At 66.6% G+C, this 26,160-nt stretch carries 22 protein-coding genes and 2 tRNA genes; 12 read left to right on the forward strand and 12 right to left on the reverse strand.

The genetic code is table 11. The features are described 5' to 3' along the window. Positions 1–83: 83 nt before the first annotated feature. The 4 genes from HU735_RS08055 to HU735_RS08070 all read right to left on the reverse strand — a co-directional run bounded on the left by HU735_RS08055 (position 84) and on the right by HU735_RS08070 (position 2,698). Complete coding sequence (locus tag HU735_RS08055; RefSeq protein ID WP_050703978.1) at positions 84–524, reverse strand: DUF1232 domain-containing protein; 441 nt, start codon at positions 522–524, stop codon at positions 84–86. A 279-nt stretch (positions 525–803) separates the two neighbouring features. After that, on the reverse strand, positions 804–1,526 hold the full coding sequence (locus tag HU735_RS08060; protein WP_186713071.1) for an FKBP-type peptidyl-prolyl cis-trans isomerase: 723 nt from the start codon (positions 1,524–1,526) through the stop codon (positions 804–806). Between the two features lie 192 nt (positions 1,527–1,718). Further along, the gene (gene map / locus HU735_RS08065; RefSeq protein WP_186713072.1) at positions 1,719–2,498 is read right to left on the reverse strand and encodes a type I methionyl aminopeptidase; all 780 of its coding nucleotides are present in this window, start codon (positions 2,496–2,498) and stop codon (positions 1,719–1,721) included. Then, on the reverse strand, positions 2,495–2,698 hold the full coding sequence (locus HU735_RS08070) for a ParD-like family protein (RefSeq protein ID WP_050703975.1): 204 nt from the start codon (positions 2,696–2,698) through the stop codon (positions 2,495–2,497). The genes map and HU735_RS08070 overlap by 4 nt, the downstream gene beginning before the upstream one ends. Positions 2,699–3,003: 305 nt before the next feature. On the opposite strand from HU735_RS08070, the gene HU735_RS08075 reads away from it, so the two are divergent. The 3 genes from HU735_RS08075 (at position 3,004) to nirD (ending at position 10,178) form a co-directional block, all read left to right on the forward strand. Continuing rightward, a complete protein-coding gene (locus tag HU735_RS08075; protein ID WP_186713073.1) occupies positions 3,004–6,984 on the forward strand; it encodes a bifunctional nitrate reductase/sulfite reductase flavoprotein subunit alpha in 3,981 nt (1,326 codons plus the stop codon). A gap of 273 nt (positions 6,985–7,257) precedes the next feature. Continuing rightward, complete coding sequence (gene nirB, locus HU735_RS08080; RefSeq protein ID WP_186713074.1) at positions 7,258–9,813, forward strand: nitrite reductase large subunit NirB; 2,556 nt, start codon at positions 7,258–7,260, stop codon at positions 9,811–9,813. Continuing rightward, a complete protein-coding gene (nirD, locus tag HU735_RS08085; RefSeq protein WP_186713075.1) occupies positions 9,810–10,178 on the forward strand; it encodes a nitrite reductase small subunit NirD in 369 nt (122 codons plus the stop codon). The genes nirB and nirD overlap by 4 nt, the downstream gene beginning before the upstream one ends. A gap of 55 nt (positions 10,179–10,233) precedes the next feature. Here the strand turns inward: nirD and HU735_RS08090 are convergent, their stop codons facing one another. Beyond that, the gene (locus HU735_RS08090; protein WP_186713076.1) at positions 10,234–10,659 is read right to left on the reverse strand and encodes a DcrB-related protein; all 426 of its coding nucleotides are present in this window, start codon (positions 10,657–10,659) and stop codon (positions 10,234–10,236) included. A 131-nt stretch (positions 10,660–10,790) separates the two neighbouring features. Here HU735_RS08090 and pcaQ point away from each other — a divergent pair, with 131 nt between their 5' ends. The 3 genes from pcaQ to HU735_RS08105 all read left to right on the forward strand — a co-directional run bounded on the left by pcaQ (position 10,791) and on the right by HU735_RS08105 (position 15,121). Further along, positions 10,791–11,723 (forward strand): pca operon transcription factor PcaQ, encoded by a 933-nt coding sequence (gene pcaQ / locus HU735_RS08095; RefSeq protein ID WP_186713077.1) that lies wholly within the window; start codon positions 10,791–10,793, stop codon positions 11,721–11,723. A 63-nt stretch (positions 11,724–11,786) separates the two neighbouring features. Further along, positions 11,787–12,479, forward strand: coding sequence for a DUF1266 domain-containing protein (locus tag HU735_RS08100; protein ID WP_186713078.1), 693 nt, complete (start codon positions 11,787–11,789; stop codon positions 12,477–12,479). Continuing rightward, a complete protein-coding gene (locus HU735_RS08105; protein WP_186713079.1) occupies positions 12,476–15,121 on the forward strand; it encodes a molecular chaperone DnaJ in 2,646 nt (881 codons plus the stop codon). The genes HU735_RS08100 and HU735_RS08105 overlap by 4 nt, the downstream gene beginning before the upstream one ends. On the opposite strand, the gene HU735_RS08110 is transcribed toward HU735_RS08105, so the two are convergent. The 3 genes from HU735_RS08110 to HU735_RS08120 form a co-directional block, all read right to left on the reverse strand. After that, positions 15,115–16,821, reverse strand: a complete 1,707-nt coding sequence (locus HU735_RS08110; RefSeq protein WP_186713080.1) for a molecular chaperone HscC — start codon at positions 16,819–16,821, stop codon at positions 15,115–15,117. The genes HU735_RS08105 and HU735_RS08110 overlap by 7 nt on opposite strands. A 157-nt stretch (positions 16,822–16,978) precedes the next feature. Next, positions 16,979–17,055 (reverse strand) — tRNA-Asp (locus tag HU735_RS08115). A 13-nt stretch (positions 17,056–17,068) separates the two neighbouring features. Then, positions 17,069–17,144 (reverse strand) — tRNA-Val (locus HU735_RS08120). A gap of 216 nt (positions 17,145–17,360) precedes the next feature. Here HU735_RS08120 and rdgC point away from each other — a divergent pair. Then, on the forward strand, positions 17,361–18,281 hold the full coding sequence (gene rdgC, locus HU735_RS08125; protein WP_028690157.1) for a recombination-associated protein RdgC: 921 nt from the start codon (positions 17,361–17,363) through the stop codon (positions 18,279–18,281). A gap of 3 nt (positions 18,282–18,284) precedes the next feature. Here rdgC and HU735_RS08130 read toward each other — a convergent pair whose 3' ends face one another. Next, entirely contained in the window at positions 18,285–18,737 is a 453-nt protein-coding gene (locus HU735_RS08130) for a protein YgfX (protein ID WP_186713081.1), read from the reverse strand. After that, a complete protein-coding gene (locus HU735_RS08135) occupies positions 18,721–18,975 on the reverse strand; it encodes a succinate dehydrogenase assembly factor 2 (protein WP_186713082.1) in 255 nt (84 codons plus the stop codon). The genes HU735_RS08130 and HU735_RS08135 overlap by 17 nt, the downstream gene beginning before the upstream one ends. A gap of 133 nt (positions 18,976–19,108) precedes the next feature. Between HU735_RS08135 and HU735_RS08140 the strand changes: the two genes are divergently transcribed. Next, positions 19,109–20,050 carry a folate-binding protein YgfZ gene (locus HU735_RS08140; RefSeq protein WP_186713083.1) on the forward strand — a complete coding sequence of 314 codons (942 nt, stop codon included), beginning with the start codon at positions 19,109–19,111 and terminating at the stop codon, positions 20,048–20,050. A 55-nt stretch (positions 20,051–20,105) separates the two neighbouring features. Continuing rightward, positions 20,106–20,912, forward strand: a complete 807-nt coding sequence (locus HU735_RS08145; protein WP_050703963.1) for an HDOD domain-containing protein — start codon at positions 20,106–20,108, stop codon at positions 20,910–20,912. A gap of 65 nt (positions 20,913–20,977) precedes the next feature. On the opposite strand, the gene HU735_RS08150 is transcribed toward HU735_RS08145, so the two are convergent. After that, entirely contained in the window at positions 20,978–22,357 is a 1,380-nt protein-coding gene (locus HU735_RS08150; RefSeq protein WP_096048587.1) for a sensor histidine kinase, read from the reverse strand. Next, positions 22,350–23,021, reverse strand: a complete 672-nt coding sequence (locus HU735_RS08155; RefSeq protein ID WP_028690163.1) for a response regulator — start codon at positions 23,019–23,021, stop codon at positions 22,350–22,352. Before HU735_RS08155 ends, HU735_RS08150 begins: the two co-directional genes overlap by 8 nt. Positions 23,022–23,220: 199 nt before the next feature. Between HU735_RS08155 and HU735_RS08160 the strand changes: the two genes are divergently transcribed. The 3 genes from HU735_RS08160 to HU735_RS08170 all read left to right on the forward strand — a co-directional run bounded on the left by HU735_RS08160 (position 23,221) and on the right by HU735_RS08170 (position 26,157). Then, the gene (locus HU735_RS08160) at positions 23,221–24,510 is read left to right on the forward strand and encodes an OprD family porin (protein ID WP_186713084.1); all 1,290 of its coding nucleotides are present in this window, start codon (positions 23,221–23,223) and stop codon (positions 24,508–24,510) included. A 31-nt stretch (positions 24,511–24,541) separates the two neighbouring features. After that, positions 24,542–25,522, forward strand: coding sequence for a tripartite tricarboxylate transporter substrate binding protein (locus HU735_RS08165; protein ID WP_028690165.1), 981 nt, complete (start codon positions 24,542–24,544; stop codon positions 25,520–25,522). A 176-nt stretch (positions 25,523–25,698) separates the two neighbouring features. Next, on the forward strand, positions 25,699–26,157 hold the full coding sequence (locus HU735_RS08170) for a tripartite tricarboxylate transporter TctB family protein (RefSeq protein ID WP_186713085.1): 459 nt from the start codon (positions 25,699–25,701) through the stop codon (positions 26,155–26,157). Positions 26,158–26,160: the final 3 nt, after the last annotated feature.

Consider the following 26,160-nt stretch of genomic DNA (forward strand, 5'->3'; position numbering starts at 1 on the left):
CCTTGACGTTGGATTACGGCATGTAATCCGTAGGCATAACCCTTATGCCAATTATATTACCAACCTCGGGGGTCTGTGCGGAATCAGCTGCCAGGACGCTCAAGGCGCAGGGCCTCGGGAGTATCAGGCAGGCGCTCGACCACCCGCAGCCGTTCCGGCGACTGGGCATCGCGCCAGGCCTTGAAACGGCCCAGCTCATCGGCCACGGTCTTGAGCACCCAGCCCAGCACGGCGATGTCATCGAGCAGGCCGACACCCAGCAACCAGTCGGGGATGGCGTCCAGGGGGCTGACGAAATACAGCAGCCCGGCAACGATGGTCACCAGCGCCCTGGGGCTGACGGCGCGGTACTCGCCACGCCACCAGGCCAGGCACAGCGCCTGCATCAGGCGCAGGTCCTCGCGTAATTGGCCCAGCTTCGGCCCCTTGCGGGCCACCGCGAACAGCAGGGCCGGCAGCCGGCCACGACTGAGCAGGCGCTCGGCCAAGGGCAGGAAGCGGGCGAAATTCCAGGGTGCGCTCATGGGACCTCCAGAGGAGCAGGGGTTATCCACATTTATTGTGGATAACCTTGTGAACAGGGCGATATTGGCGCCGCGTGGTGCCCGCCGGGCAAGGGCCAGGTACGAATCGGGCGTTTTTTACACAACCGTTTCAACCGCGCAAACGTTTTGCGACACCGGCACCCGCGTCTGCGCGGCTATTGCTTGCGACAGTGAATGACGCCGACGGTTCGCGTCAAGCCGGACTGAAAACGACGACGCCCCGTCGAAACGGGGCGTCTTCTTGCAACGGGCCGGGTGTTACTTGGCCGGTGCCTGGTCGACCTTGGCCGGATCCTTGATGGCAATCAGTTCCAGGTCGAAGACCAGGACCGAGTTGGCCGGGATCAGCGGGCTCGGGCTTTGGGCGCCATAGGCCAGCTCAGCCGGGATGTACAGCTTGTACTTCTCGCCGACGTGCATCAGTTGCAGACCTTCGACCCAGCCCGGGATCACGCCGCTGACCGGCAGGTCGATCGGGCTGCCGCGCTCGACGGAGCTGTCGAAGACTTTGCCGTCGGTCAGCTTGCCTTCGTAGTGGACGGTGACCACGTCGGTCGGCTTGGGTTGCGGGCCGTCGGCCTTCTTGACCACTTCATACTGCAGGCCCGAGGCGGTGGTGACCACGCCAGGCTTCTTGGCGTTTTCCTCGAGGAATTTCTTGCCGGCAGCGGCAGCTTCCTCGCTGGCCTTGGCCAGGCGTTCCTCGGCGCGCTTCTGCAAGGCGGTGAAGGCTTCGACCAGCTCTTCGTCCTTGATGCGCTGCTCTTTCTTGCCTACCGCGTCCTCGATGCCCTGGGCGACGGCTTTCGAGTCCAGGTCGTCCATGCCTTCCTGGGCCAGGCTCTTGCCCATGTTCAGGCCGATACCGTAGGAGGCCTTCTGTGCCGGAGTCTTCAGCTCGACGCTGCTGGTCTGGGCGTCGCAGCCCGCGAGGACCAGGCCTACCAGGGCAACCGCGGCCGCCAAACGATGCTGTTTCATGTAATTTCCTTGTTCATGCGCCATGAGGGCAATCAGGGTAAAGCCGCGAGCTTAGCAGGCGGCCGCGACCAATGGCTACCGGCATAAGAGCGGGTTGCGCGCAGGAAGTTCCTGGGTGAAAGGTTGTTCATCCTCGGCGCTTGAAGCCAATGGCCAGTATTGACGGTTCAAGGGCGTATTGCCGGAAGAATTTCACACAGGCCGCTGCTCTTCCTCTCGCAGCGTCAGCACCTCGAACCCGCTTTCGGTCACCGCCACCGTGTGCTCCCACTGCGCAGACAGGCTGTGGTCACGGGTGATCACCGTCCAGCCATCGCGCAACCCGCGCGTGCCACGCCCACCCTGGTTGATCATCGGCTCGATGGTGAACACCATCCCCGCTTGCAGCGCCATGCCCAGGCCGCGCTGGCCGTAGTGCAGCACCTCCGGTGCCTCGTGCATCTGCCGACCGATGCCGTGCCCGCAGTACTCGCGCACCACGCTGTAGCCGGCGGCCTCGGCGTGGGCCTGGATGGCATGGCCGATATCGCCGAGCGTCGCGCCGGGGCGCACCTGCTCGATGCCCTTCCACAAGGCGGCATAGGTGGTGTCGACCAGACGCCTGGCCTCGTCGCCGATCTTGCCGATGCAGTACATCTTCGACGAGTCGGCAATGTAGCCGCCCTGCTCCAGGGTGATGTCGACGTTGACGATCGAGCCTTCCTTGAGCACCTCGTCGACCTTGGGCATGCCATGGCAGACCACATGGTCCACCGAGGTGTTCAGCGCATAGGGGAAACCGTACTGGCCCTTGCTCGCCGGGCGGGCCTTGAGGGTTTCGACGATGAAGGCCTCGGCGCGGTCATTGATCTGCATCGTGGTCACCCCGGGGCGGATGAAACCGTCGAGGTCGGCGAATACCAGGGCCAGCAGTTGACCGGCGTTGCGCATCAGCTCGAGCTCGGCGGCGTCCTTGAGGATGACCTTGCTCATTGCAGCAACTCCTTGAGGTTGGCCTGTTCCTGGCGCAGCAACTGGCGCAGCAGTTCCTGGTAGGTCGCTTGCGGGTGCAGTTCGGCCAGCATGCCGATGCGGATCCAGTGCTCGGCCTGGGCGTTGATCGAACGCGACAGCGCGGCGCTGGCCACGCGCAGGTCTTCGTGGAGGTCGTCGGAGATCTTGACGATGCCCATGTGTGGTTACCTATATATGAAACGTATTCGAATCATATATCCGTCCATTTGCATGTGTCATCCGTTGGTGCGTGGCTCCCCGTATCGGTGCACACCCGTCACAGGTCAAGCCCATGCCACCTCGCTGAGCGTGGGCGCGGGCTTGCCCCGCGATGACATGGCCCGGGATTTGCTGCCCATACGCCATCGAGACCATCAACGCCGATGGTCCCCTCCCATCACGACGAAGGCGCCGTGTTGCCCCGCTTGCCGTTTGCAGGCCGGGCAGCCGGCGCCTTTGTCGTTTCATCAGCAGGAGATTGCCGATGAGCGACAGCCAAGTGCGCAGTGTGTGCCCGTATTGCGGGGTCGGCTGCGGCATCGTCATGCACGTGAACGATGGCAAGGTGGTCAAGGTCAGTGGCGACAAGCAGCACCCGAGCAACTTCGGTCGCCTGTGCACCAAGGGCCAGAGCGCCGATGTGCCGCTGCAGGCCGGGCGCATGACCCACGCCTTCGTGCGCGACCAGCGCAACCAGCAGCCGGCGCGCCGCAGCCTGGACACCGCGATCAGCGAAACCGCCGCGCGGTTGCGCGCGATCATCGACACCCATGGCGCGGATGCCGTGGCCTTGTACGTGTCCGGGCAGATGTCGCTGGAAGCCCAGTACCTGGCCAACAAACTGGCCAAGGGCTTCATCCGTACCCGCCATATCGAGTCCAACTCGCGGCTGTGCATGGCCAGTGCCGGCAGCGGCTACAAGCAGTCGCTGGGGGCGGACGGACCGCCGGGCAGCTATCAGGACTTCGAGCGCGCCGAGGTGTTCCTGGTGATCGGCGCGAACATGGCCGACTGCCACCCGATCCTGTTCCTGCGTCTGCTCGACCGGCTCAAGGCCGGGGCCAGGCTGATCGTCGTCGATCCCCGGCGCAGCGCCACCGCCGACAAGGCCGACCTGTTCCTGCAACTGCGCCCGGGCACTGATCTGGCGCTGCTCAATGGTCTTTTATACCTGCTGCATGCCAACGGCCACACCGACGCGGACTTCATCGCTCGCCACACCGAGGGCTGGGAGGACCTGCCGGCTTTTCTCGAGGACTACACCCCGCAACGGGTCGCGGCCATCACCGGGTTGGACGAGGCCGACATCCGCGAAGCCGCCCGCCTGATCGGCGAGGCCGGTGAATGGATGAGCTGTTGGACCATGGGCCTGAACCAGAGCATCCACGGCACCTGGCACACAAATGCCCTGTGCAACCTGCACCTGGCCACCGGCGCCATCTGCCGCCCCGGCAGCGGGCCGTTCTCGCTGACTGGCCAGCCCAACGCCATGGGCGGTCGCGAGATGGGCTACATGGGGCCGGGCCTGCCGGGCCAGCGCTCAGCACAGGTGGCGGCGGACCGCGCCTTCGTCGAGCGGCAATGGCAGCTCACGCCCGGCACGTTGCGCAGCGAGGGCGGCGAAGGCACCGTGGCGCTGTTCGAACAGCTCAAGAGCGGCGAGGTGAAGGCCTGCTGGATCATCTGCAGCAACCCGGTGGCCAGCGTCGCCAATCGCCAGCAGGTGATCGACGGCCTGAACCAGGCGCAACTGGTGATCAGCCAGGACGCCTTCCTCGACACCGAGACCAACCGCTATGCCGACATTCTCCTGCCGGCGGCGCTGTGGGCCGAGGGTGAAGGGGTGATGATCAACAGTGAGCGCAACCTGACCTTGATGCCCCGCGCTGTCGAGCCGCCCGGTGAAAGCCTGGAGGACTGGCGCCTGATCGCGCGTATCGCCTGTGCCCTGGGCTACGCGCATGCCTTCGACTACCCCGACGCCGAGGCGGTGTTCGATGAGATCCGCCGCTTCCATAACCCGGACACCGGCTACGACCTGCGCGGCATCGACTATGCCGGACTGAGCGCCAGCCCCCGGCAGTGGCCCTGCGCGCCTGGGTGCGAGGATGACCGCAGCCCGCTGCGTTATCGCAATGACGAACACGGCCAGCCAGCGGCGCTGGCCTTTCCGACCGCCAGCGGCAAGGCGCGTTTTCATGCGCGGCCCTGGCTGGCGCCTGCCGAGCTGCCGGACGACGCCTACCCCTTCGTCCTCAACACCGGCCGCGTGCAACACCAGTGGCACACCCTGACCAAGACCGGCAAGGTCCCGAGCCTGAACCGCCTCGAACCCGGCCCCTTCGTCGAGATCCATCCCGACGATGCCCGGCGCCTGGGCATCGGCGACAAGGACCAGGTGGCGATCCGTTCACGCCGAGGCCAGGCGCTGCTGCCGGCCCGCCTCAGCGACCGGGTGCTGCCCGGCGGCTGCTTCGCGCCGTTCCACTGGAATGACCTGTACGGCGAGCAGTTGGCGATCAACGCGGTGACCTGCGACGCCGTCGACCCCACCTCGCTGCAACCGGCCTTCAAGTACTGCGCCGTGACTCTCGAACGGGTCGCGGGCGAACGCATCGAGGTCCTCGACCTGGACGTCACCATTCCTGCGGAGCCCGTCCCCATGCCGACCGCTACCCTCGCCCGCCTTCTGGGCCTCGAGACACAACCTGCCCCGGTGCTTGCCGAAGAAGAGCGGCATTACCTGCAAGGTTTCCTGCTTGGCCTGCAACAGACACGCGCCGAGGGTGTGCCAAGCCTCCCGGCCACCGCACCATTGGCGCCGGCCCGGCGCCTGTTCGTCGATGGCCTGCTGGCGGGGCTGTTTGCCCAGTCCCAAGCACAGGCGACAGTACCGTGCCATCGTGTGTTGTGGGCCTCGCAGACCGGCAACGGCGAGACGCTGGCCGAGCGCTGCGCCCAACGCCTGCGCGAGGCGGGGCTGAAGGTGGAGCTCAGCAGCATGGAAAGTGTCAGCCCGGCGCAATTGCGCGGCTGCGCCAGCGTACTGCTGATTGCCAGCACCTTCGGCGACGGCGACGCCCCGGACAGTGGCGCCGCGTTCTGGCAGGCCCTGCAGGGCGCGAGCGACGCCGACTGCGCCAAGCTGCCCTATGCGGTGCTGGCCCTGGGCGACTCCAGTTACGACCAGTTCTGCGGCTTCGGTCGCAAGCTCGACCAGCGCCTGGCGGAACTGGGCGGCCAGCGCCTGCTGGAGCGGGTCGACTGCGAGCCGGATTTCGATGCCGCATTCAGTGCTTGGCTCGAGGCCCTGCTGGTGGCCCTCGGCACAAAAAAACCCGCGACATCGGCACCAGCAACCGCCGAATCTCATGGCAGACACCAGCCATGGCAAGCGCGCCTGGTGCAAAACCGCCTGCTCAATGGCCCCAGCTCGACCAAGGAGACTCGCCAACTGGTGTTCGACCTCGCGGGTAGCGGCCTGGATTATCAGCCCGGCGATGCGCTGGGCGTATGGCCGCGCAACTGCCCGACACTGGTCGAGGAACTGCTGGGCCTGATGCAACTCGATGGCCATGCCGTGGTCGAGCTCGAAGGCCTGGCACCAATGCCCCTGAGCCTGGCGCTGGAGCGGCAGTTGGACATTACCCGTGTCACGTCACGACAGCTCGAGGCGCTCAGCGAAAACGCAGCGTCTCTGCGACAACTGCTGCGACCTGAATGCAAGACCGAACTCAAGAACTGGCTGTGGGGCAGGCAACTGGCCGACGTGCTGCGCGAGTTCCCCCAGCAATGGCCGCTGACCCGCTGGCTGAGCCTGCTCAAGCCCTTGCAGCCACGGCTGTACTCGATCAGCTCCAGCCCCAAGACGCATCCGGGGCAGGTGCACCTGACGGTGTCCACGGTGCGCTTCGGCGAACGTAAGGGGGTCTGCTCGGCCTTTCTCGCCGACCGTGCGGCAGACGTCGAAGTGGCCATCTTTACCCAACCGTCGAAACACTTCCGCCTGCCCGACGACGACGGCACGCCCATCATCATGATCGGTCCCGGCACCGGCATCGCGCCCTTCCGGGCCTTCCTCGAAGAGCGCCAGGCACGCGCTGCGCGTGGCCGCAACTGGCTGTTCTTCGGCGAGCAGCACGAGGCACACGACTTCTACTATCGCGAGCAGTTGCTGGCCTGGGAAGCGCAGGGCCATGTACGCCTGAACACCGCGTTCTCCCGCGACCAGCCGGAGAAGATCTATGTGCAGCAACGCCTGCTGGAACAGGGCGCCGAACTGTGGCGCTGGCTGCAGGACGGCGCGCATGTGTATGTCTGCGGCGATGCCCAGCGCATGGCCCGGGATGTGGATGCGGCCTTGCGCCAGGTGGTGGCGCAGCACGGCGGCCTGGACGAGAGCGCGGCAGCGGCCTATGTCGAAGGCTTGGGACGGGACAAGCGCTACCGGCGGGATGTGTATTGATGCACCACGGTGGTGAGGGCTGCACCCTGCTTGTGCGACCGCACCACCTGGGCAGCTCATACCTAAAGGCAGCCTGGCACGCGGCAACCCTCATGGGAGCTGGCTTGACCAGCGATGAGCGGGAGCCTGGCACACTCCCTGCTTCACATAATGCACAACAGCCCCAACGACCAACGGCGGTCGACAGGGGCCTCACACTGATGAGTACAGGAAAAGGCGCCTGGAGCTTCGGCTCCAGGCGCCTTTTTCGTTTTCCGTGATCGAGGATCGGCTATGCAGGCAACAGCGAACGGGGCACAACGAGCACGACTGGTCATCGTCGGCAATGGCATGGTCGGCCATCACTGCGTCGAGCAGCTGATCGAACGCGGCGCCACGGCACACTTCGAGCTGCATGTGTTCGGCGAGGAACGCCAGCGCGCCTACGACCGGGTGCACCTGTCGGAGTATTTCACCGGCAGCTGCGCCGAGACCCTGGCCCTGTGCGCCCCGGACTACTACAGCCGCCACGGCGTGCACCTGCACCTGGGCGAGGCGGTGCTGGACATCGATCGCGAGCGCCGGGAAGTGATCACCACTGAGGGGCGGCTGGGTTACGACCAGTTGATCCTGGCCACCGGCTCCTATCCGTTCGTGCCGCCAATCGAAGGTTCCAGCGGCAATGCGCGCCTGGTCTACCGCACCCTCGAGGACCTCGACGCGATCCGCGCCGCCGCCGCGGATGCCCGCCGTGGCGTCGTGGTCGGCGGTGGCCTGCTCGGCCTCGAGGCGGCCAACGCCCTGAAGTCCCTGGGCCTGGAAGCGCATGTGGTGGAGTTCGCCCCACGCCTGATGCCGGTACAGCTGGACAGCGAAGGCGGCGCGGCGCTCAAGGCGCGGATCGAGGCCCTCGGCGTGGGCGTGCACCTGTCCCGCGCGACCCAGTCGATCAGCGCTGGTGAGCAGTACCGCTACCGGATGAACTTCGACGGTGGCGAACACCTGGAGACCGATCTGATCGTGTTTTCCGCCGGCATCCGCCCACAGGACGCCCTGGGCCGGGCCAGTGGCCTGGAGATCGCCGCGCGCGGAGGTGTTGTGATCGATGGCCAGTGCAGGACCAGCGATCCGCGGATCTTCGCCATCGGCGAGTGCGCGTCGTGGAACGGCAGCGTGTTCGGCCTGGTCGCCCCCGGCTACGCCATGGCGCGTAACCTGGCCGCGCGGCTGCTGGGCGAGGCGGCGCACGACTTCACCGGCGCCGACATGTCGACCAAGCTCAAGCTGCTGGGCGTGGATGTCGGCTCGATTGGCGACGCCCACGGCGCCACGCCCGGCTCACGCAGCTACCGCTTCATCGACGAGGCCAACAGCGCCTACCGCCGGCTGGTGGTGGATGCCAGCGGCAAGCACGTGCTCGGCGCAGTGCTGGTGGGCGACAACAGCTACTACGACACTTTGCTGCAGTATGCCCAGAACGGCATCACCCTGCCGGCCGACCCGGCCGCGCTGATCCTGCCCCAGGGAGGTGGCGCGCCGGCCCTGGGCGCCGATGCGCTGCCCGACAGCGCGACCATCTGCTCCTGCCACAACGTCAGCAAGGGCGCGGTGTGCGCCGCCATCGACAGTGGCTGCGGCGACCTCGCCGCCGTCAAGGGCTGCACCAAGGCCGCCAGCGGCTGCGGTGGCTGCGCGGCACTGCTCAAGCAGGTGTTCGAGCACGAACTGACCGCCCGTGGCGTGACGGTCGACAAGAGCCTGTGCGAGCACTTCGCCTACACCCGCCAGGAACTCTACGGGCTGGTGCGGGTTGAGGGCATCCACACCTTTGGCGAGCTGCTCGAACGCCATGGCAAAGGCCACGTGGGCTGCGACATCTGCAAGCCGGCGGTGGGCAACATCCTCGCCTCGTGCTGGAACCAGCCGATCATGGACCCGGCGCTGGTGCCGCTGCAGGACACCAACGACACCTTCATGGCCAATATGCAGAAGAACGGCACCTACTCGGTGGTGCCGCGCATTCCCGGTGGCGAAATCACCCCGCAGAAGCTGATCGTGATCGGCCAGGTGGCGCAAAAATACGACCTCTACACCAAGATCACCGGCGGCCAGCGCATCGACCTGTTCGGCGCCCAGCTGCATGAACTGCCACTGATCTGGGGTGAACTGATCGCCGCCGGCTTCGAGACCGGGCACGCCTACGGCAAGTCGACGCGCACGGTGAAATCCTGCGTCGGCAGCACCTGGTGCCGCTATGGCGTGCAGGACAGCGTGGCCATGGCGCTGCGCCTGGAGGATCGCTACAAGGGCCTGCGCTCACCGCACAAGCTCAAGTTCGCGGTGTCCGGCTGCACCCGCGAATGCGCCGAAGCGCAAAGCAAGGACATCGGCGTGATCGCCACCGACAAGGGTTGGAACCTGTACGTGTGCGGCAATGGCGGCATGCGCCCGCGCCACGCCGAACTGTTCGCCACCGACCTCGACGACGAAACCCTGGTACGGCTGATCGACCGCGTGCTGATGTTCTACATCCGCACCGCCGACAAGCTGCAGCGCACCTCGGTGTGGCGCGAGGGCCTCGAAGGCGGGCTCGACTACCTCAAGCAGGTGGTGATCGACGACAGCCTGGGCCTGGCCGCCGAACTCGAGGCACAGATGCAGCAGGTGGTCGACCGCTACGAATGCGAATGGGCCAACGCCCTGGGCGATCCGGAAAAGCTCAAGCGCTTCCGCACCTTCGTCAATGACCAGCGCGCCGATCCGGATGTGCACTTCGTGCGCGAACGTGGCCAGCGCCGGCCGGCGGCGCCCCTGCAGCTGATTCCCACCCATGAGGAGGCGATGCGATGAGCCTGTCCAACACGGCAGTAGCAAGTGAAACCCGCTGGCAGACGGTGTGCCTGGCCAGCGACCTGGTCGCCGACTCCGGGGTGGTGGTATGGCACGAGGGTGAGCAGGTGGCGCTGTTCTACCTGCCGGGCCAAGGGCGGGAGCTGTACGCCGTCGGCAACCGCGACCCACGCTCGGGCGCGAACATCATCGGGCGTGGGCTGGTGGCCAGCCTGGGAGCAACCGTGGTAGTAGCGGCGCCGCTGTACAAGCAGCATTTCTGCCTGCAAAACGGCAACTGTCTGGAAGATCCGACACAGCGCTTGCCGGTGTGGCCGGTGCGTATCCGTGGGATGACGGTCGAACTGGGACAGAGGCTCAGATAACGATCAGCCTGCCGGGGCATGCCCCCGGCCAGTGCCCGGCTCTTGCCGCGGGTAATCAGTTCAGCCGCAAGCCTGCCTTGATGGCTTCCCAATGGGCGAGGTCGACCGCTTCCAGCGGTGTTTCCTTGCTATAGCTGACCGCCACGAAACGGGCCTGCCCGCTTGGCGCGTAGGCCAACTGACGCTGGTACGAGACCACTTCGCCGCGCTTGAACTGCAGGCTGACTTCCAGGCCGTGGATGCCATGATCGACGCCTGCGCTGACCGGCTGCGGTTCGCTGATGACCGCCCCCAGGCGCTCACGCAACTGCGCCAGTTGCTGCTGGTAAAGCGCCTCCAGCGTCTGCCCGGCCGCCAGCGGACTGCGGGCGATCACCAGGGTGGTGCCACGCTGACGGAAGGTCAGCATGTTCATGGTGGTGTCTTCGGGTGTTTCATCGCCCAGTTCGAGGACCAGATCCTGGGTCAGGTAGGCGGTCATAACGCAGCTCCATGCATCGAAGTGGCACACGCTAAAGCTTCAGGGCTTCGCCTGCAAGGGAGGAACCGCCGCCCGGTGACGAACATCACCCAGACGTTGCAGGTCTGGCCCGCACGGATACACTGCCGGGCATGAACCTCGATACCCGCATCAAGTTCCGCCACCTGCTGTGCTTCCTGGAGATTGCCCGGCAGGGCAGCCTGGCCAGGGCCGCCGACGTGCTTGCGATCAGCCAGCCGGCGATCTCCAAGACCCTCAAGGAACTGGAGGAGCTGCTCGAGGCACGTCTGTTCGAACGTGGCCACAACGGCGTGACCCTGACCCCGGCCGGCACGCGCTTCATGCGCTACGCCGGCCCCAGCGTGCAGGCGTTACGCGACGGGGTCGGCAGTGTGCGCGGCGAGGCGCGGGCGCCGTCGCAGGTGCGCATCGGCGTGCTGTCGACCGTCGAAGGGCTGCTGATGCCCGAGGTGCTGTGCCGCCTGCACCAGCGTCATGAAGCGTTGCTGATCAGCGTGGTGACCGGGGCCAGCGCCCAGTTGCTCGGCCAGTTGCACCTGGGGGAACTGGAGCTGGTGGTCGGGCGGATGACCGACAGCCCGCAGATCCAGGGGCTGTCGTTCGAGCACCTGTACAGCGAGTCGATGACCCTGGTGGTGCGGCCCGGGCATCCATTGCTGGCGCAGCGGCCCGTCGAGCGCAGGCAGGTCGGTGATTACCCGCTGGTGCTGCCGCCACCGGGGACGACCATTCGCCAGCATGCAGACAGCCTGTTCGTGCAATGCGCCATTGCGCTGCCGGCGCAGCGCCTGGAAACCCTGTCGCTGGCCCTGAGCAGGCGCTATGTGCTGGGCAGCGAGGCGGTCTGGGTGGCGCCACGAGACGCCGTGCTGATCGACCTCGGGCGTGGCGAGTTGGCCGAACTCGACCTCGGTGTGCGCGAACCGGGCGGGTCGGTGGGCATCTGCCGCAATGCGGCCCTGCCCCAGAGCCTGCCGGCGCAATGGGTGTGCGAGGTGCTCCGCGAAGTGGCCGAGGCCTATCGACTCGGGACCTATCCCTGACAACCCGGCGGGCATCTTCCTATACAATCCCGGCCAGTTCCCAGCGCCTCCAGGACCCTTTTCATGGACGAAACCGCGCAGCACTGGCTGCATGCCCTCTCCGCCCCCATGGCCGCCCTCAACGGCGCCAGCTACACCGCCCCCGACTATTTCGAGGACGAGGACCAGACCGACCTCGAGCGCTGGTGGGGCATCAGCAACCGCGCCCAGTTGCTGGACATGCTGAGCATGGCCGACAACGGCCACGCCACCGAGATGAGCGAGGCCTACTGGCAGTACCAGCGCTGCCTGCCCAGCCAGTGGCAGGCCCTGCTCGAAACCCTGCCCCCGCGCGAGCGCATCCGCCACGAATACGCCGCCCGCACCTTCCCCGACTGCGGCCCGGGCGGCACCCGGGCCTGGGACCTGGGGCGCATGGGTTTCCTGCTGCGCGCCGGGGTCAAGAAGGGCCTGATCGATCGCGACGAGAGCCTCTACCTGCATTACCGCCTGGCCCTGCGCGCCCGCCATTACTACAACCGCTGGGACGGCTACCTGGCCGGCTACCTGTTCGGCAAGGCGCTGTGGAATGCCAGCGACAGCAGCGACGAAACCCTGGCCGCCAACCTCGAGCGCCAGGGCTGCGAGCACTGGAACCGCTGCATCGTGCTCAACCTGCGCCTCGGCGCCCATGACCTGCTGGCCGGACTGCCCTGGGACATGCCCCTGCCCGAGCCCGCACGCCCCACCACGCTGGAAGAGGACTGCTGGTCATGAGTTGCTGGATTCGCCTGGGGATCGAACCGACCCAGGACCTGGACACCATCCGCCTGGCCTATCGCGGCCGCCTGCCCTCGCACCACCCGGAAACCGACCCCGAAGGTTTCCAGGTACTGCGGGCAGCCTACGAGGAAGCCCTGCGCCTGGCCCGCGAGCAGGCGCCCTGCGAGGCTGAGCCAACACGCGAAGAAAATGCCCCCCATCCAGCACTCAAGCAGTTCCACACCCTGCTCGAAGAGCCGTCCCTGCGCTTCGACCCGCAAGCCTGGCAGCGCTTCATCGCCGAACTGGACGAGTTGCCGCTGGACGAACTGGACGACCTCGGCTGGCAACTGCTGCACACCCTGCGCGACTGCGGACCGTTGTCCCACCACTGCGCGAGCCTGCTGGCCCGGCGCCTGGGCTGGGCCGAACAGCTGCTGCGCCTGGACGACCGCCACGAAGTGGAGGCTTTCCTCGACCGCCTGGAAGAGCCCGACCCCTTCGACACCGCCTGCATGCGCGACTGGCCGGCCAGCGCACAGATGGAAAGCCTGTGGTATTTCCGCAGCCTCGAGTACTGCTACCAGCAGCGCCCACTGTTCGAATACGAGCAGTTTGCCGGCGTGCATACCTGCCTGGCCATGCCGGATGACCCCGCCCTGGTACAACGCCTGCTGGTGCAGTTCAGCCAGGCCGGCATCCCCAGCCGGACCTTCCACGACCTGCTCCAGGCGCGCCAACAACAGGCCCCGGACGATGCCGACCTGCTCTACCTGCTGGCTCGCCAGGCCGATGCCCTGGGCGCCGAGCAACAGGCCCTGGACTGCTGGCTGCGGCTGTATCGCGAACACCAGCACCCACAGGCCGAACGCTGGCTGATCGACCTCTGCGCCCGTCATCAGCCCCAGCGCCTGCCGTTGCTGATCCAGGCCTTCGACCGCCTGCACACCCCGGCCGGCTGGCCCGCCGAGCTGGACGACCCCGCGCAGAACTGGGGCAGCCCCGGGCAATCCCCGCAGACCCTGGCGCGCTGGTCCGAAGCCTCGCGCCTGGAACTGCAAGGCATCGCCGCGACCTTCGTCGACTGGCGGCTGGACGGCGACGACGAACTGCCGCTGCTCGCCTGGCTGTTGCAGGACCCGCAGGACCACGACCTGCACCGTCTCTATTGGCAGGCCTGGGCGCTGCAACGCGGGGAAGCCGGCCTGCTGCGCCAGGTGCTCGCCCAACCGCTCGCCGAAGATGCCCTCGACGCGCTGATCCTCGAAGGCTTCCAGCGCCAGGCCAGCCAACAGTTGCACTGGCTTGAACAGGCCCCGGTGGTCAAGGTGCTGGTGGACTTCTGCGCCAGCGACGACCCGGTGGCGGTCCTGCCCGAGGCCTTGACCGAGGACGCCATTCGCCCGGTCTGCCGCGAATGGCTGCGGCGCATGCGGGTCTACCCGGCCCACGCCCTGCACGCCCTGAATGCGCAATTCGACATGCGCCGCCTGTTCACCACGCCGTTCGCCCTGCAACTGCAGGACACGCTCGCCGAGACCGGCGTACTGCTGCCGGCCATGCCCGAGGGTGACGCGCTGTGGAACTGGCACCGCCAGCACTTGTTCATGCTTGCCCTGCTGGAGCAGCCCTCGCGCTGGCTGGCACTGATCGATCCCGTGCTGCCAGGGCAATTGCACTACCCGGTAGAACACCCGTTCGCCGCGGCACACGCCCTGCTCTGCCAACAATTGGCCAGCCCTGACGGCTGCATTGGGTTGCTCGGCAGCCTGGACATCCACGACCCTGCGCAGGCGATGATCTCGGCTCGCCTGCTGACCCTGCAGCAGGCGCTCAACAGCACCCGCCTGCCAAGCGCCCAGCAACTGCTGGCCTGCCTGGAAAACGCCGACGGCACCCTGCGCAGCGACTATCCGTTGGGCTACCTGCTGTTCTGCGCGGTGCTGTACCACGACCGATCACTGGACGAGCAACAACGCACACGGTTGCGCCAACGCATTGAAGCCGCACAGCTTGAGGAGGCCTGGTTCGACGCATGGCGCCAGGCATTGCTGGACGGCCGACCCCGGCGGCCACCGATCGGCGTGCTTGGCACTCAAGGCATCGACAGCCGTGCGTTCACCGACGTGCAGGATGCGCTGCGCAGCCTGCTCGGCGAGTGCACGCCACCCAGGACGCGGTTGCTGCGCGCCCTGCAGAAGGTCAAGGATGATCCCGAGCAGGATCCCGGCCTGCGCTGCGCGATCATGGCCGTACTGTCCTGGAGCGAACGCATGCTGCTCAATGAGATCAAGGAGCCACCGGCGCCGATATGGGCCTTCTGGAAGCTCAAGAGTCGCCTGAACCGCACCGGCCTGGCGGCGCATGTCGCGCTCATCGCCTTGTTCGCCAGCCTGATGCTCCATGTACCGGGCGTGATGGTGGCGATCAGCGTATTGGCAATCAGCGGCTTCCTGCGTCGCCTGCGCGATCTCGGCCACGGTGTGCCGACCCTGATGGTGGTGATGCTGCTGACCCGGGTGCTGCCCTTCTCGTCACTGGTGCTGCTGGGCCTGCCTGGGGACAAGCTGCCGAACCGCTACGGCCCGGTACCCGGCAAGGGCCCGGCACTGGAAGGTGGCCTGCAGGCCACCTTGCGCCGGCTCAACGGTCAGTAGCGCAGTTCGTCCAACGCCTGGCTCAACGCCTGGCGCTCACGGCTGATCTCGCCGGCCTGCTGACCGGCGAGCACGGCGTTGAAGGTGTCCAGCCAGTTGCCGATCAGCTCGCGCTCGTCGCCCAGGCTCTGCATCCAGGCCCGTTCCAGACGGGCCAGCAAGGTCCGGTTGGGCAACGTGTCACGCGGGTGGATCTTCAGCCGCGCCAGGCGCTCCTCGCTGGCCTGGCGCGCCTCGGCATCCAGCCCGGTGGGGCTGCGGTCAATGCTGTGGCTGTGCTTCTGGCCGCTTTCGAGGAAGGTCACGTCCACTTCCAGCAGACCGTTGATGTCGTAGCTGAAACGCACGTCCAGTGACTGGATCTCGCCGGTCGACTGCAAGGGGATCTCGAAACTGTCCACCAGGATGTTGTCACGCACCCACGGCCGCTCGCCCTGGTATACGGCGATGCGCACGAACTTCTGCTCCGGGTGACTGCTGTAGAAGCGCTGCACCTTCGAGGTGGGGATCACCGTGTTGCGCTCGATGATCGGCGAGAACGCCCCGGTGACGTCCTCGCCCCGGGACGAGGCCACGCCAAGGGTGTAGGGGCAGACATCGGTCAGGATCAATTCGTCGATGGCCGCGTCGCGGGCCTTGCAGGCGGCCTGGCTGGCGGCGCCGAGGGCGACGATGGTGTCCGGGTCCAGGTGCCGGTACGGCAAACGGCCGAACAGCTTGGCCACCAGTTGCTGCACCTGCGGCATGCGCGTGGCGCCGCCGACCAGCACCAGGCTGTCCAGCTCGCGCGGGCTCAACCGGGCATCGCGCAGGGCCTGTTCGATGGGCGCTCGCACCCGGGTCAGCAAGGGCGCCCAGATCGCCTGCAGCTTGAGGTCGTCCAGCCGCCACTCGCGAGACTGCACGCCATCGTGCCAGTCCAGCACGCGGCTGCCCTCGCCCGCCTCGCGCTTGAGCTGCTCGATGGCGTCATGCAGGCTGGCCAGGGCCTGGGGTGCAAGCTCTTCGGCCTTGAGGTTCCAGTCGCGCAGGCAGGCCTGCAACAACGCGTCGGTAAAATCCTCGCCGCCCAGGTAATTGTCGCCGGTGGAAGCATGCACCTCGATCAGCGGCAAGGCGTACTCCAGCACGGTGACATCGAAGGTGCCGCCGCCCAGGTCGAACACCAGGGTGCGCTCGAACTTCTGCTCGTGCAGGCCATAGGCCATGGCCGCGGCGGTCGGCTCGTTGATCAGCCGCTGGACCTTCAGCCCGGCCAATTCAGCCGCGAACACCGTGCGCTTGCGCTGCTCGTCGCTGAAATAGGCCGGCACCGATATCACGGCTTCATCGACCGCGCAGCCCAGGTACGCCTCGGCATCCTGCTTCAATGCGCCCAGCACCAGTGCCGACAATTCTTCAGGCGTGAATCGATGCTCCCCCAGCGCATAGCGCTTGTCGCTACCCATGAAGCGCTTGAACGCCGCCGCGGTGCGCTCGGGGTGCGTGGTCAATCGCGCCCGGGCGGCCTGGCCGACCAGGATCGAGCCGTCGTCATCGACACTGACCACCGAGGGGGTGAGCACTTCACCCACGGCATTGGGGATCAGCCGGGCTTCACCGTCCTGCCAGACGGCAATCAGGCTGTTGGTGGTGCCGAGGTCGATACCGAGCAGTGGCGTGGAATAGGTGGGGGCGTTGGAGAGGCTGGCATCCTGCATGATCGGTCTCTGGCTTGCGATAGGAACCGACGCGGGGCCTGCTGGCCACATGCGGCGGACAGGGGCATTCTGGCGCAATGCCAGAAACAAAAAAAGCGACCCTAAGGTCGCTTTCTCTGTTGCTTCCGGGTGTTCAGTGGGCCCTGGAAGCTAAATATGGCGCGGCGGACGGGACTCGAACCCGCGACCCCCGGCGTGACAGGCCGGTATTCTAACCGACTGAACTACCGCCGCGCTATACATCGAGTGGTGGGTGATGACGGGATCGAACCGCCGACCCTCTGCTTGTAAGGCAGATGCTCTCCCGGCTGAGCTAATCACCCTTCGTCTCGGTGTGGCGCGCATTCTACGGAGGACCTCCTACCCTGGCAAGCACTTTTTTCAAAATTTTTGAAAAAAATTTCCAGGCCTTTCAAAGACCTAGCTGCGCGGCGATTTTCTTCCTCCATATAGGACTGCTGGCCCTATGACAGGGTTGGCCTGGAACCGCCCCTCGGAGAATAATGCCCGCCTTATGTATTAAGGAGAGATTCCCCCTCATGTGGTTCAAGAACCTGCTGTCCTATCGCCTGACCCAGGAAGTACCGTTCGAGGCCGAGGCCCTGGAGGCCGCCCTGGCCAGCAAGCCGGCCCGCCCCTGCGCCAGCCAGGAACTGACCACCTACGGTTTCGTCGCGCCGTTCGGCAAGGGCGAGGACGCCCCCCTGGTCCACGTCAGTGGCGAGTTCATGCTGATCGCCGCCCGTAAGGAAGAACGCATCCTGCCCAGCAGCGTGGTCAACGACGCGGTCAAGGAGAAGGTCGAGGAGATCGAGACCGAGCAGATGCGCAAGGTCTATAAGAAGGAACGCGACCAGATCAAGGACGAGATCATCCAGGCCTTCCTGCCGCGCGCCTTCATCCGTCGTTCGATGATCTTCGCCGCCATCGCCCCACGCCTGGGCATGATCCTGGTCAACTCGGCCAGCGCCAAGCGTGCCGAAGACCTGCTGTCGACCCTGCGTGAAGTGATCGGCTCGCTGCCGGTGCGCCCGGCCACCGTGAAGATCGCGCCGAGCGCGACCATGACCGACTGGGTCAAGTCGCAACAGGCCGCCGAGGGTTTCTTCGTCCTCGACGAGTGCGAACTGCGCGACACCGCAGAGGACGGCGGCATCGTGCGCTGCAAACGCCAGGACCTGACCAGCGAGGAAATCCAGCTGCACCTGAGCACCGGCAAGCTGGTCACCCAGCTGGCCCTGGCCTGGCAGGACAAGCTGTCGTTCGTGCTCGACGACAAGATGGTGATCAAGCGCCTGAAGTTCGAGGAGCTGCTGCAGGAGCAAGCCGAACAGGATGGCGGCGACGAGGCCCAGCAACAGTTCGACGCCAGCTTCCAGCTGATGATGATGACCTTCACCGAGTTCCTGCCGGTGCTGTTCGAAGCCCTGGGCGGCGAAGAGATCCCCCAGGGGGTCTGAGGGTCAGTCCGGCGCGGCCCAGCGGCGCCGGCTGAACTTCAGGCGCACCCGCAAGCGCCGGTGCGCCTCACGATCCAGTGCGTCCCTGGGGATGCACTGGCTCTGGCTGAACCTGCGCTCCTTGGGCACGAACCGCAAAACCACCAGGGTCGGCAGGGCGACGCTATCCCAGCACAGACGCGCCGGCTGCCAGCCCCGGGCGCGGCTATATATACGCCAACCACGCAGGTCACGGCGCAGGCCGGTGATGGCCTCGGGATGTATCAGCAGGATTCGCCGGGGAACGGCCCAGCAGGCATGGGCAAGACAGGCGACGGCCAGCAGGCCGCACAGCCATCCGGGCAGCGCTATCAGCGCGAGGGTAAGCAGTGCCAGCGCCAGGCTGGCGAGGTAGGCCGTCAGCAGCAGGCGCGAGCCTTGCCAACGGCACTCGAAGCATTCACTTGGGCTGGACACGGTCCAGGATGATGCGGACCATGCGCTGCAGCTCCGGGTCTTCGGACTCGCTACGCTCCATGAACCAGCCGAACATGTCCTGATCCTCGCAGGTCAGCAGGCGACGATACAGCTCGCGGTCCGCTTCGCTCAGGCTCGGGTAGACATCCTGGGTGAAAGGTACCAGCAGCACGTCCAGTTCCAGCATGCCGCGGCGGCTGTGCCAGAAAAGCCGGTTGAGTTCAGTTTGTTCGACCATGGGGCCCTCCTCGAGTGGTCGCGCAGTATACCGCGCAGCGAACGAAGCGGCACAAGGCGTTGGTCTAGTCACCTACCTATTTTGTTACCGGCGTTCTATGATGGCCGCCAGTCTTTAGCTACCGCGATGACCCATGGCCGATTCCGCTTTCTTCTGTACCCTCTCCCATGAGGGCATCCTCGCCGTCCGCGGCTCCGACGCCGGCAAGTTCCTGCAAGGTCAACTGACCTGCAACATCGGTTACCTCAGTGACCAGCATGCGAGCCTTGGCGCCCGCTGCATGGTCAAGGGCCGCATGCAGTCGAGCTTCCGTATCCTGCCCGAGGGCAATGGCTACCTGCTGGCCATGGCCAGCGAGCTGCTCGAGGCGCAACTGGCCGACCTGAAGAAGTACGCGGTGTTCTCCAAGGCCACGCTGAGCGACGACAGCGCCGCCTGGACGCGCTTCGGCCTGCAGCAGGGCGACGCCACCCTGCAGGCGCTCGGCCTGTCCGTGGCGGACGAGGCCGGCGCGACCGCCCGTCATGATGGCCTGATCGCCGTCCGCGCTTCGGCCGGCCGGGTCGAACTGTGGGTACCCGCCGATCAGGCTGGCGCCATTCGCGAAAAACTCGCCGCCACACTGCCCGAGGGCACGCTCAACGACTGGCTGCTGGGCCAGGTCCGCGCCGGCATCGGCCAGGTCATGGGCCCGACCCGCGAGCTGTTCATCCCGCAGATGATCAACCTGCAGGCCGTCGATGGCGTGAGCTTCAAGAAAGGCTGCTACACCGGCCAGGAAATCGTCGCCCGCATGCAGTACCTCGGCAAGCTCAAGCGCCGCCAATATCGCCTGGCGCTGGCCGAGACAGCGGTACCCCAGCCGGGTGCCGAGATCTTCTCGCCGACCCACGGCTCGTCGGTCGGCGAAGTGGTGATCGGGGCCAGCACCGGCAGCGCCGTCGAACTGCTGGCCGTGCTCAGCGCCGAGGCGGTGGCGGACGACAACCTGCACCTGGGCAGCCTGGAAGGCCCGCGCCTGACGCTGCTCGACCTGCCTTACGAACTGGACCGCGACCGGGAAATCCAGCGCTGACCAGCCCGCCCCGGCGGCATGCCGGGGCTGCACCACCTTTGCCGTAGAGAAGTCCATGAACAAGCTGGCCGAGAAGGTCCAAGCGCAACTGCTCGCCGCCATCGACCGGGACGACCTGGTCCTGCCGACGCTGCCGGAAGTCGCCCTGAGCATCCGCGAAGCCGCCGAAGACAGCGAGATCAGCGTTTCCGCCCTGAGCAAGGTGATCGGCCGCGACGCCGCGCTGTCGGCCCGCCTGATCAAGGTGGTCAACAGCCCGCTGATGCGCGCCGCCGTCGAAGTCACCGACCTGCACACCGCCATCACCCGCCTGGGCATCAACTACAGCTGCAACCTGGCCATCGGCCTGGTGATCGAGCAGATCTTCCATGCCCGCGCACCGGCGGTGGAACACAAGCTGCGGGATATCTGGGCCAACAGTCTGGAAGTCGCGGGCATCAGCTATGAACTGTGCCGACGCTACACCCAGCTCAAGCCCGACCAGGCCACCCTCGGCGGCCTGGTGCACCAGATCGGCGCCTTGCCGGTACTGATCTATGCCGAGGAGCACAATGAGCTGCTGTCCGATCCGATCTGCCTGCATTTCGTGATCGAGCAGATCCAGCCGGTGCTGGGCGACAAGATCCTCAGCGCCTGGGAATTCCCCGAGCAGTTGGTCAACGTGCCCAGCCAGGTGCAGGACCTGGACCGGCGCACCGACCAGATCGACTACATCGACATCGTGCAGATCGCCCGCTGCATCAGCCAGCGCGAGCGCAGCCGGCCCTTGGCCGCCCTGCCCGCCTACCGCCACCTGGGGCTGCCCTATGGCACCGAGCTGGATATCGCCGAGCTGCTGGATGCGCGGAGCATGCTGCGCTGATCAAGCCCCGTCTGCGCCGCCCCCTTCGCGGGTTTACCCGCGAATAGGGCTGTAGGGACAACCCGTCAATCCGCGATAAAACTTACCCGCACCTTCAGCCCGCCCCGCTCGCCGTCGTGCAGGCTGATCTGCGCCAGGTGCGCCCGGCAGATCTCGCCGACGATGGCCAGCCCCAGCCCACTGCCCTGGGCGCTGCGTCGGTAGAAACGCTCGAACACCCGCTCACGCTCGTCCTCGGGAATCCCCGGCCCGTCGTCCTCGACTTCGAGCACGGCCGGCGCCAGTACCCGCAGGACCACATCGCCACCGGGCGGGGTGTGCGCCAGGGCGTTGTCCACCAGGTTGCTGAGCAGCTCGTTGAGCAGGGTCGGCTCGCCCTTGAGCCACACCGGCGCCTCGGCCTCCAGCGCCAGGGCGACACCGCGGGCATGGGCCAGGGGCGCCATGGCCATGCCCAGTTCACGGGCCAGCTGGCTCAGGTCCAGGCGCTGGGCACCGCCCTCGGCGATGGCGCGGGCGCCGTTCTCCACCCGCGCCAACGACAGCAGCTGATTGGCCAGGTGGGTCAGCCGGTCGGTGCCCTGGGCCGCTGCCTCCAAGGTCTTGCGCCATTCATCCGGCTCCCGTGAGCGCAGCCCCAGTTCGACACGTGCCTTGAGCGCCGCCAGCGGCGTGCGCAGCTCGTGGGCGGCGTCGGCGATGAACTGCGCCTGGCGCTCAAACTGCCCCCGCAAGCGCTCGGTGAAGTGATTGAGGCCGCGCACCAGCGGCCCCAGCTCGCGCTGCACCTGGACCACCGGCAGGGCGCGCAGGTCGTCCGGCTGGCGCTCCTCCACCGCCGTGCGCAAGCGCTCCAGCGGGCGCAGCGCGGCACTCACCGCGAACCACACCATCACCAGTGCGCCAAAGGCCAGCATGCCCAGGCGCAGCAGGGTGTCGGCCATCAGCCCGCGGGCCATGCGCACCCGTGCCTCCTCGGTCTCGGCCACGCGGATCTCGGCCATGCCGTTCATGTTCGGTTCACTCACTGCCTTGAGCAGGCTGACCACACGCACGTCCTGGCCCAGGTAGGTGGCGTTGTAGAAGCGCGCCAGCGCCGGATAATCGTCGGTGCGCGGCGTGCCCGGTGGCGGGGGCGGCAGGTTCTCGTAGCCGGAAATCAGCTTCTGGTGGATGTCCAGCACCTGGTAGTAGATGCGCCCGGCGCTGTCGTAGGCAAAGGTGTCCAGGGCCACGTAGGGCACATCGGCGCTGAGGGTGCCGTCGCGCTGTGACAGGCCGGCGGCGATGGTCCGCGCCGACGCCAGCAGGGTCCGGTCATAGGCGGTGTCGGCGGCTTCGCGACCGTTCCAGTAGGCGCTCAGGCCGCTGGCCAGCATCAGCACCACCAGCAGCAGCGCCAGGTTGCCCAGCAAGCGCCCGCGCAGGCTGCCGTTGTCACGCATCACGGTGCTCGAGCAGGTAGCCCAGGCCACGGAAGGTGACGATGGCCACCGGGTGGCCGTCGAGCTTCTTGCGCAGGCGGTGGATGTAGATCTCGATGGCGTCGGGGCTGGCTTCCTCGTCGAGGCCGAACACCTGGGCCGCCAGTTGCTCCTTGCTCATCACCCGGCCGGGACGGGCGATCAGTGCCTCGAGCACGCTCTGCTCGCGCTGGGTCAGGGTCAGCGGTTCGCTGCCCAGGCTGAAGCGCCGGGTATCCAGGTCGTAGACCAGCGGGCCGCAGCGCTGCTGGCGCTCGCCACCGAGCACGCTGCGGCGCAGCAGGGCCTTGACCCGCGCCTCCAGCTCGGTCAGCTCGAAGGGCTTGGCCAGGTAGTCGTCGGCGCCCAGGTTCAGGCCATGCACGCGGTCCTTCACATCACTGCGGGCGGTGAGCATCAGCACCGGCAGGGTCTTGCCGCGCCCGCGCAGGCGCGCCAGCACCTCGAAGCCGTCCAGCCGCGGCAGGCCGACATCCAGCACCGCCACGGCGTAGTCCTCGCTGGCCAGGGCCAGGTCGGCGGCCACGCCGTCATGCAGCACGTCCACGGTCAGGCCCTGGCTCTTGAGGGCCTGGGCCACGCTTTCGGCCAGTTGCAGATGGTCTTCGACCAGCAGCACACGCATCGGATTCTCCCTGTTCGGCTGGGCTTTTTGCGCGGAGTGTAACGCCGTGGCGGGAGCTGTGAAGCCCTCGCCGGAAACCTTTCACGCTGAAAGGTTAGCGAAAGGTTGGTTGCCTAGCATCGCACCACGGTCGCCCCGCGCGCCGCAAAAAGCACCAGCAAGGTGCAACACATAAGAACAATAATTGGAGTCACCGACGATGCTGTCCATGCAGCCGCAGGCGTTCGCGCCTACCCGTTCGTTCGCCGCCAGACCTTCCGCCCTCGCCAGCGCCTTCGCCCTTGCCGGTGTCGCGCCCATGAGCCAGGCCGCCTTCTTCGAAGACAGCACGGCCACCTTCGAAACCCGCAACATGTACTTCAACCGCGACTTCCGCGACGGCACCAGCGCGCAGCAATCCAAGCGCGACGAATGGGCCCAGGGGTTCATGCTCAATTTCGAGTCCGGCTACACCGAGGGCACCGTGGGCTTCGGCCTGGACGCGCTGGGCATGGTCGGGGTCAAGCTCGACTCCAGCAAGGACCGCACGGGCACCGGCCTGCTGCCCACCCACGACAACGGCAAGGCAGCCGACGAGTACTCCAAGCTGGGCCTCACCGGCAAGGTCAAGGTCTCGCAGACCGAGCTGAAGATCGGCACGCTGATCCCCGAATTGCCCACCTTGCAGCCCAACGACGGGCGCATCCTGCCGCAGACCTTCGAAGGCGGCCTGGTCACCTCGAAGGAGATCAAGGGCCTGACCTTCACCGGCGGGCGCCTGGAAAAGGCCAAGGACCGCGACGACAGCAACTGGGAAGACCTGGCCCTGAACAACAAGAACGGCCGCTTCGGCGGCACCTTCAGCGCCGACAACTTCGACATGGGCGGCCTGGATTACCAGTTCACCGACCGCATCACCGGCAGCTACCACTTCGCCCAGCTCGACGACATCTACCGCCAGCACTTCATCGGCCTGCTCGCCACCCAGCCCTGGGGCCCGGGCACCTTCGGCGCCGACCTGCGCCTGGCGATCAGCGACGACGCCGGCGCGGCCAAGGCCGGCAAGATCGACAACACCACCGTCAACGGCATGCTCAGCTACACCCTGGGCGGGCACAAGGTCAGCGGCGCCTGGCAGCAGTTGTCCGGCGACAGCGCCTTCCCCTACGTCGATGGCGCCGACCCGTACCTGGTCAACTTCGTCCAGATCAACGACTTCGCAGGCGCCGACGAACGCTCCTGGCAGGCACGCTACGACTACAACTTCGCCGCCCTCGGCATCCCCGGCCTGACCTTCATGACCCGCTACATCAGCGGCGACAACGTCAGCCGCGCCGCCGGTGGCGAGGGCAAGGAGTGGGAACGCAACACCGAACTGAAGTACGTGGTACAAAGCGGCCCGTTGAAGAACGTCGCCGTGCGCCTGCGCAACGCCACCTTCCGCTCCAACTTCACCCGCGACGCGGACGAGGTGCGGCTGCTGGTGAGCTACAGCGTGGCTCTGTGGTAACCCATAACAACAACGCTCACGGAGATAGACGATGACCTTTTCACTGCGCCGCCTCGTCCTGGCCACCGGTTGCCTGCTGCTGGCCGGCAACGCCCTGGCCGCCGAACCGAAACGCCCCGAATGCATCGCCCCGGCCTCGCCCGGCGGCGGTTTCGACCTGACCTGCAAGCTGGTGCAGAGCGCCCTGGTCAACGAGAAGATCCTCAGCAAGCCCATGCGCGTGACCTACATGCCCGGCGGCGTCGGCGCGGTGGCCTACAACGCCGTGGTCGCCCAGCGCCCGGCCGACGCCGGCACGCTGGTGGCCTGGTCCAGCGGCTCGCTGCTGAACCTGGCCCAGGGCAAGTTCGGCCGCTTCGACGAGAACGCGGTGAAGTGGCTGGCGGCGGTCGGCACCAGTTATGGCGCCATCGCGGTGAAGAGCGACTCGCCCTACAAGACCCTCGACGACCTGGTCGCGGCGTTGAAGAAAGACCCGAGCAAGGTGGTGATCGGCTCCGGCGGCACCGTCGGCAGCCAGGACTGGATGCAGACCGCGCTGATCGCCAAGGCCGCCGGGATCAACCCGCGCGACCTGCGCTACGTGGCACTCGAGGGCGGCGGCGAGATCGCCACCGCGCTGCTGGGCGGGCACATCCAGGTCGGCTCCACCGATATTTCCGACTCCATGCCGCACATCCAGAGCGGCAACATGCGCATCCTCGCGGTGTTCTCCGACAAGCGCCTGGACGAGCCGGAGATGAAGGACATCCCCACCGCCAAGGAACAGGGCTACGACATCGTCTGGCCGGTGGTGCGCGGCTTCTACCTGGGGCCAAAGGTCAGCGACGAGGACTATGCCTGGTGGAAGGCTTCGTTCGACAAGCTGCTGGCCTCGGAAGACTTCGCCAAGCTGCGTGACCAGCGCGAGCTGTTCCCGTTCGCCATGACCGGCGAGGAGCTGGACGGCTATGTGAAGAAGCAGGTGGCGGACTACAAGGCGCTGGCCCGTGAGTTCGGGCTGATCCAGTAAGCCACTCACACAGCTCCCTCTGGAGGAGCGGCCTTGTGCCGCGAAAGGGCTGCGAAGCGGCCCCAGGTTCTGAGCGTCAACGCATGAATCGCTGGGGCTGCTGCGCAGCCCTTTCGCGGCACAAGGCCGCTCCTACAAGGGGCCGCGCCGTGTCGAACATTACCGAGGATTCTCCCATGATCCTGCAACGCCTCTTCGCCCTGGCCCTGCTGGCGCTGTGCGCCGTGCTGGCCGTGATGGCCTGGCCCTACCAGGCCGCCTTCTCCTATGAACCGGTGGGCCCGCGCGCCTACCCGCTGCTGATGCTCGGCCTGATGAGCCTGGGCCTGCTGTACCTGGCGATCCGCCCCACGCCCATCGTGCGCAAGGACGACGAACCGGAACTGGACCGTGAAAGCCTGATCAAGATCGTCGCCTGCGTCGGCCTGCTGCTCGTCTTCGCCAGCACCTTCGAAGCCCTGGGCTTCATCCTCAGCGCCATCCTGGTCGGCGTGCCCATGGCCCGCCTGTACGGTGGCCGCTGGCTGCACAGCGCCCTGGTGGTGGTGGGCATGAGCCTGTTCCTCTACTGGCTGTTCGACCGCGTGATGGACGTGCCCCTGCCCCTCGGCCTGCTCGACGTACTGGAGAACTGACAC

Origin of the sequence: Pseudomonas sp. BW16M2 (assembly GCF_014268865.1) — a bacterium.
GTDB lineage: Bacteria > Pseudomonadota > Gammaproteobacteria > Pseudomonadales > Pseudomonadaceae > Aquipseudomonas > Aquipseudomonas peradeniyensis.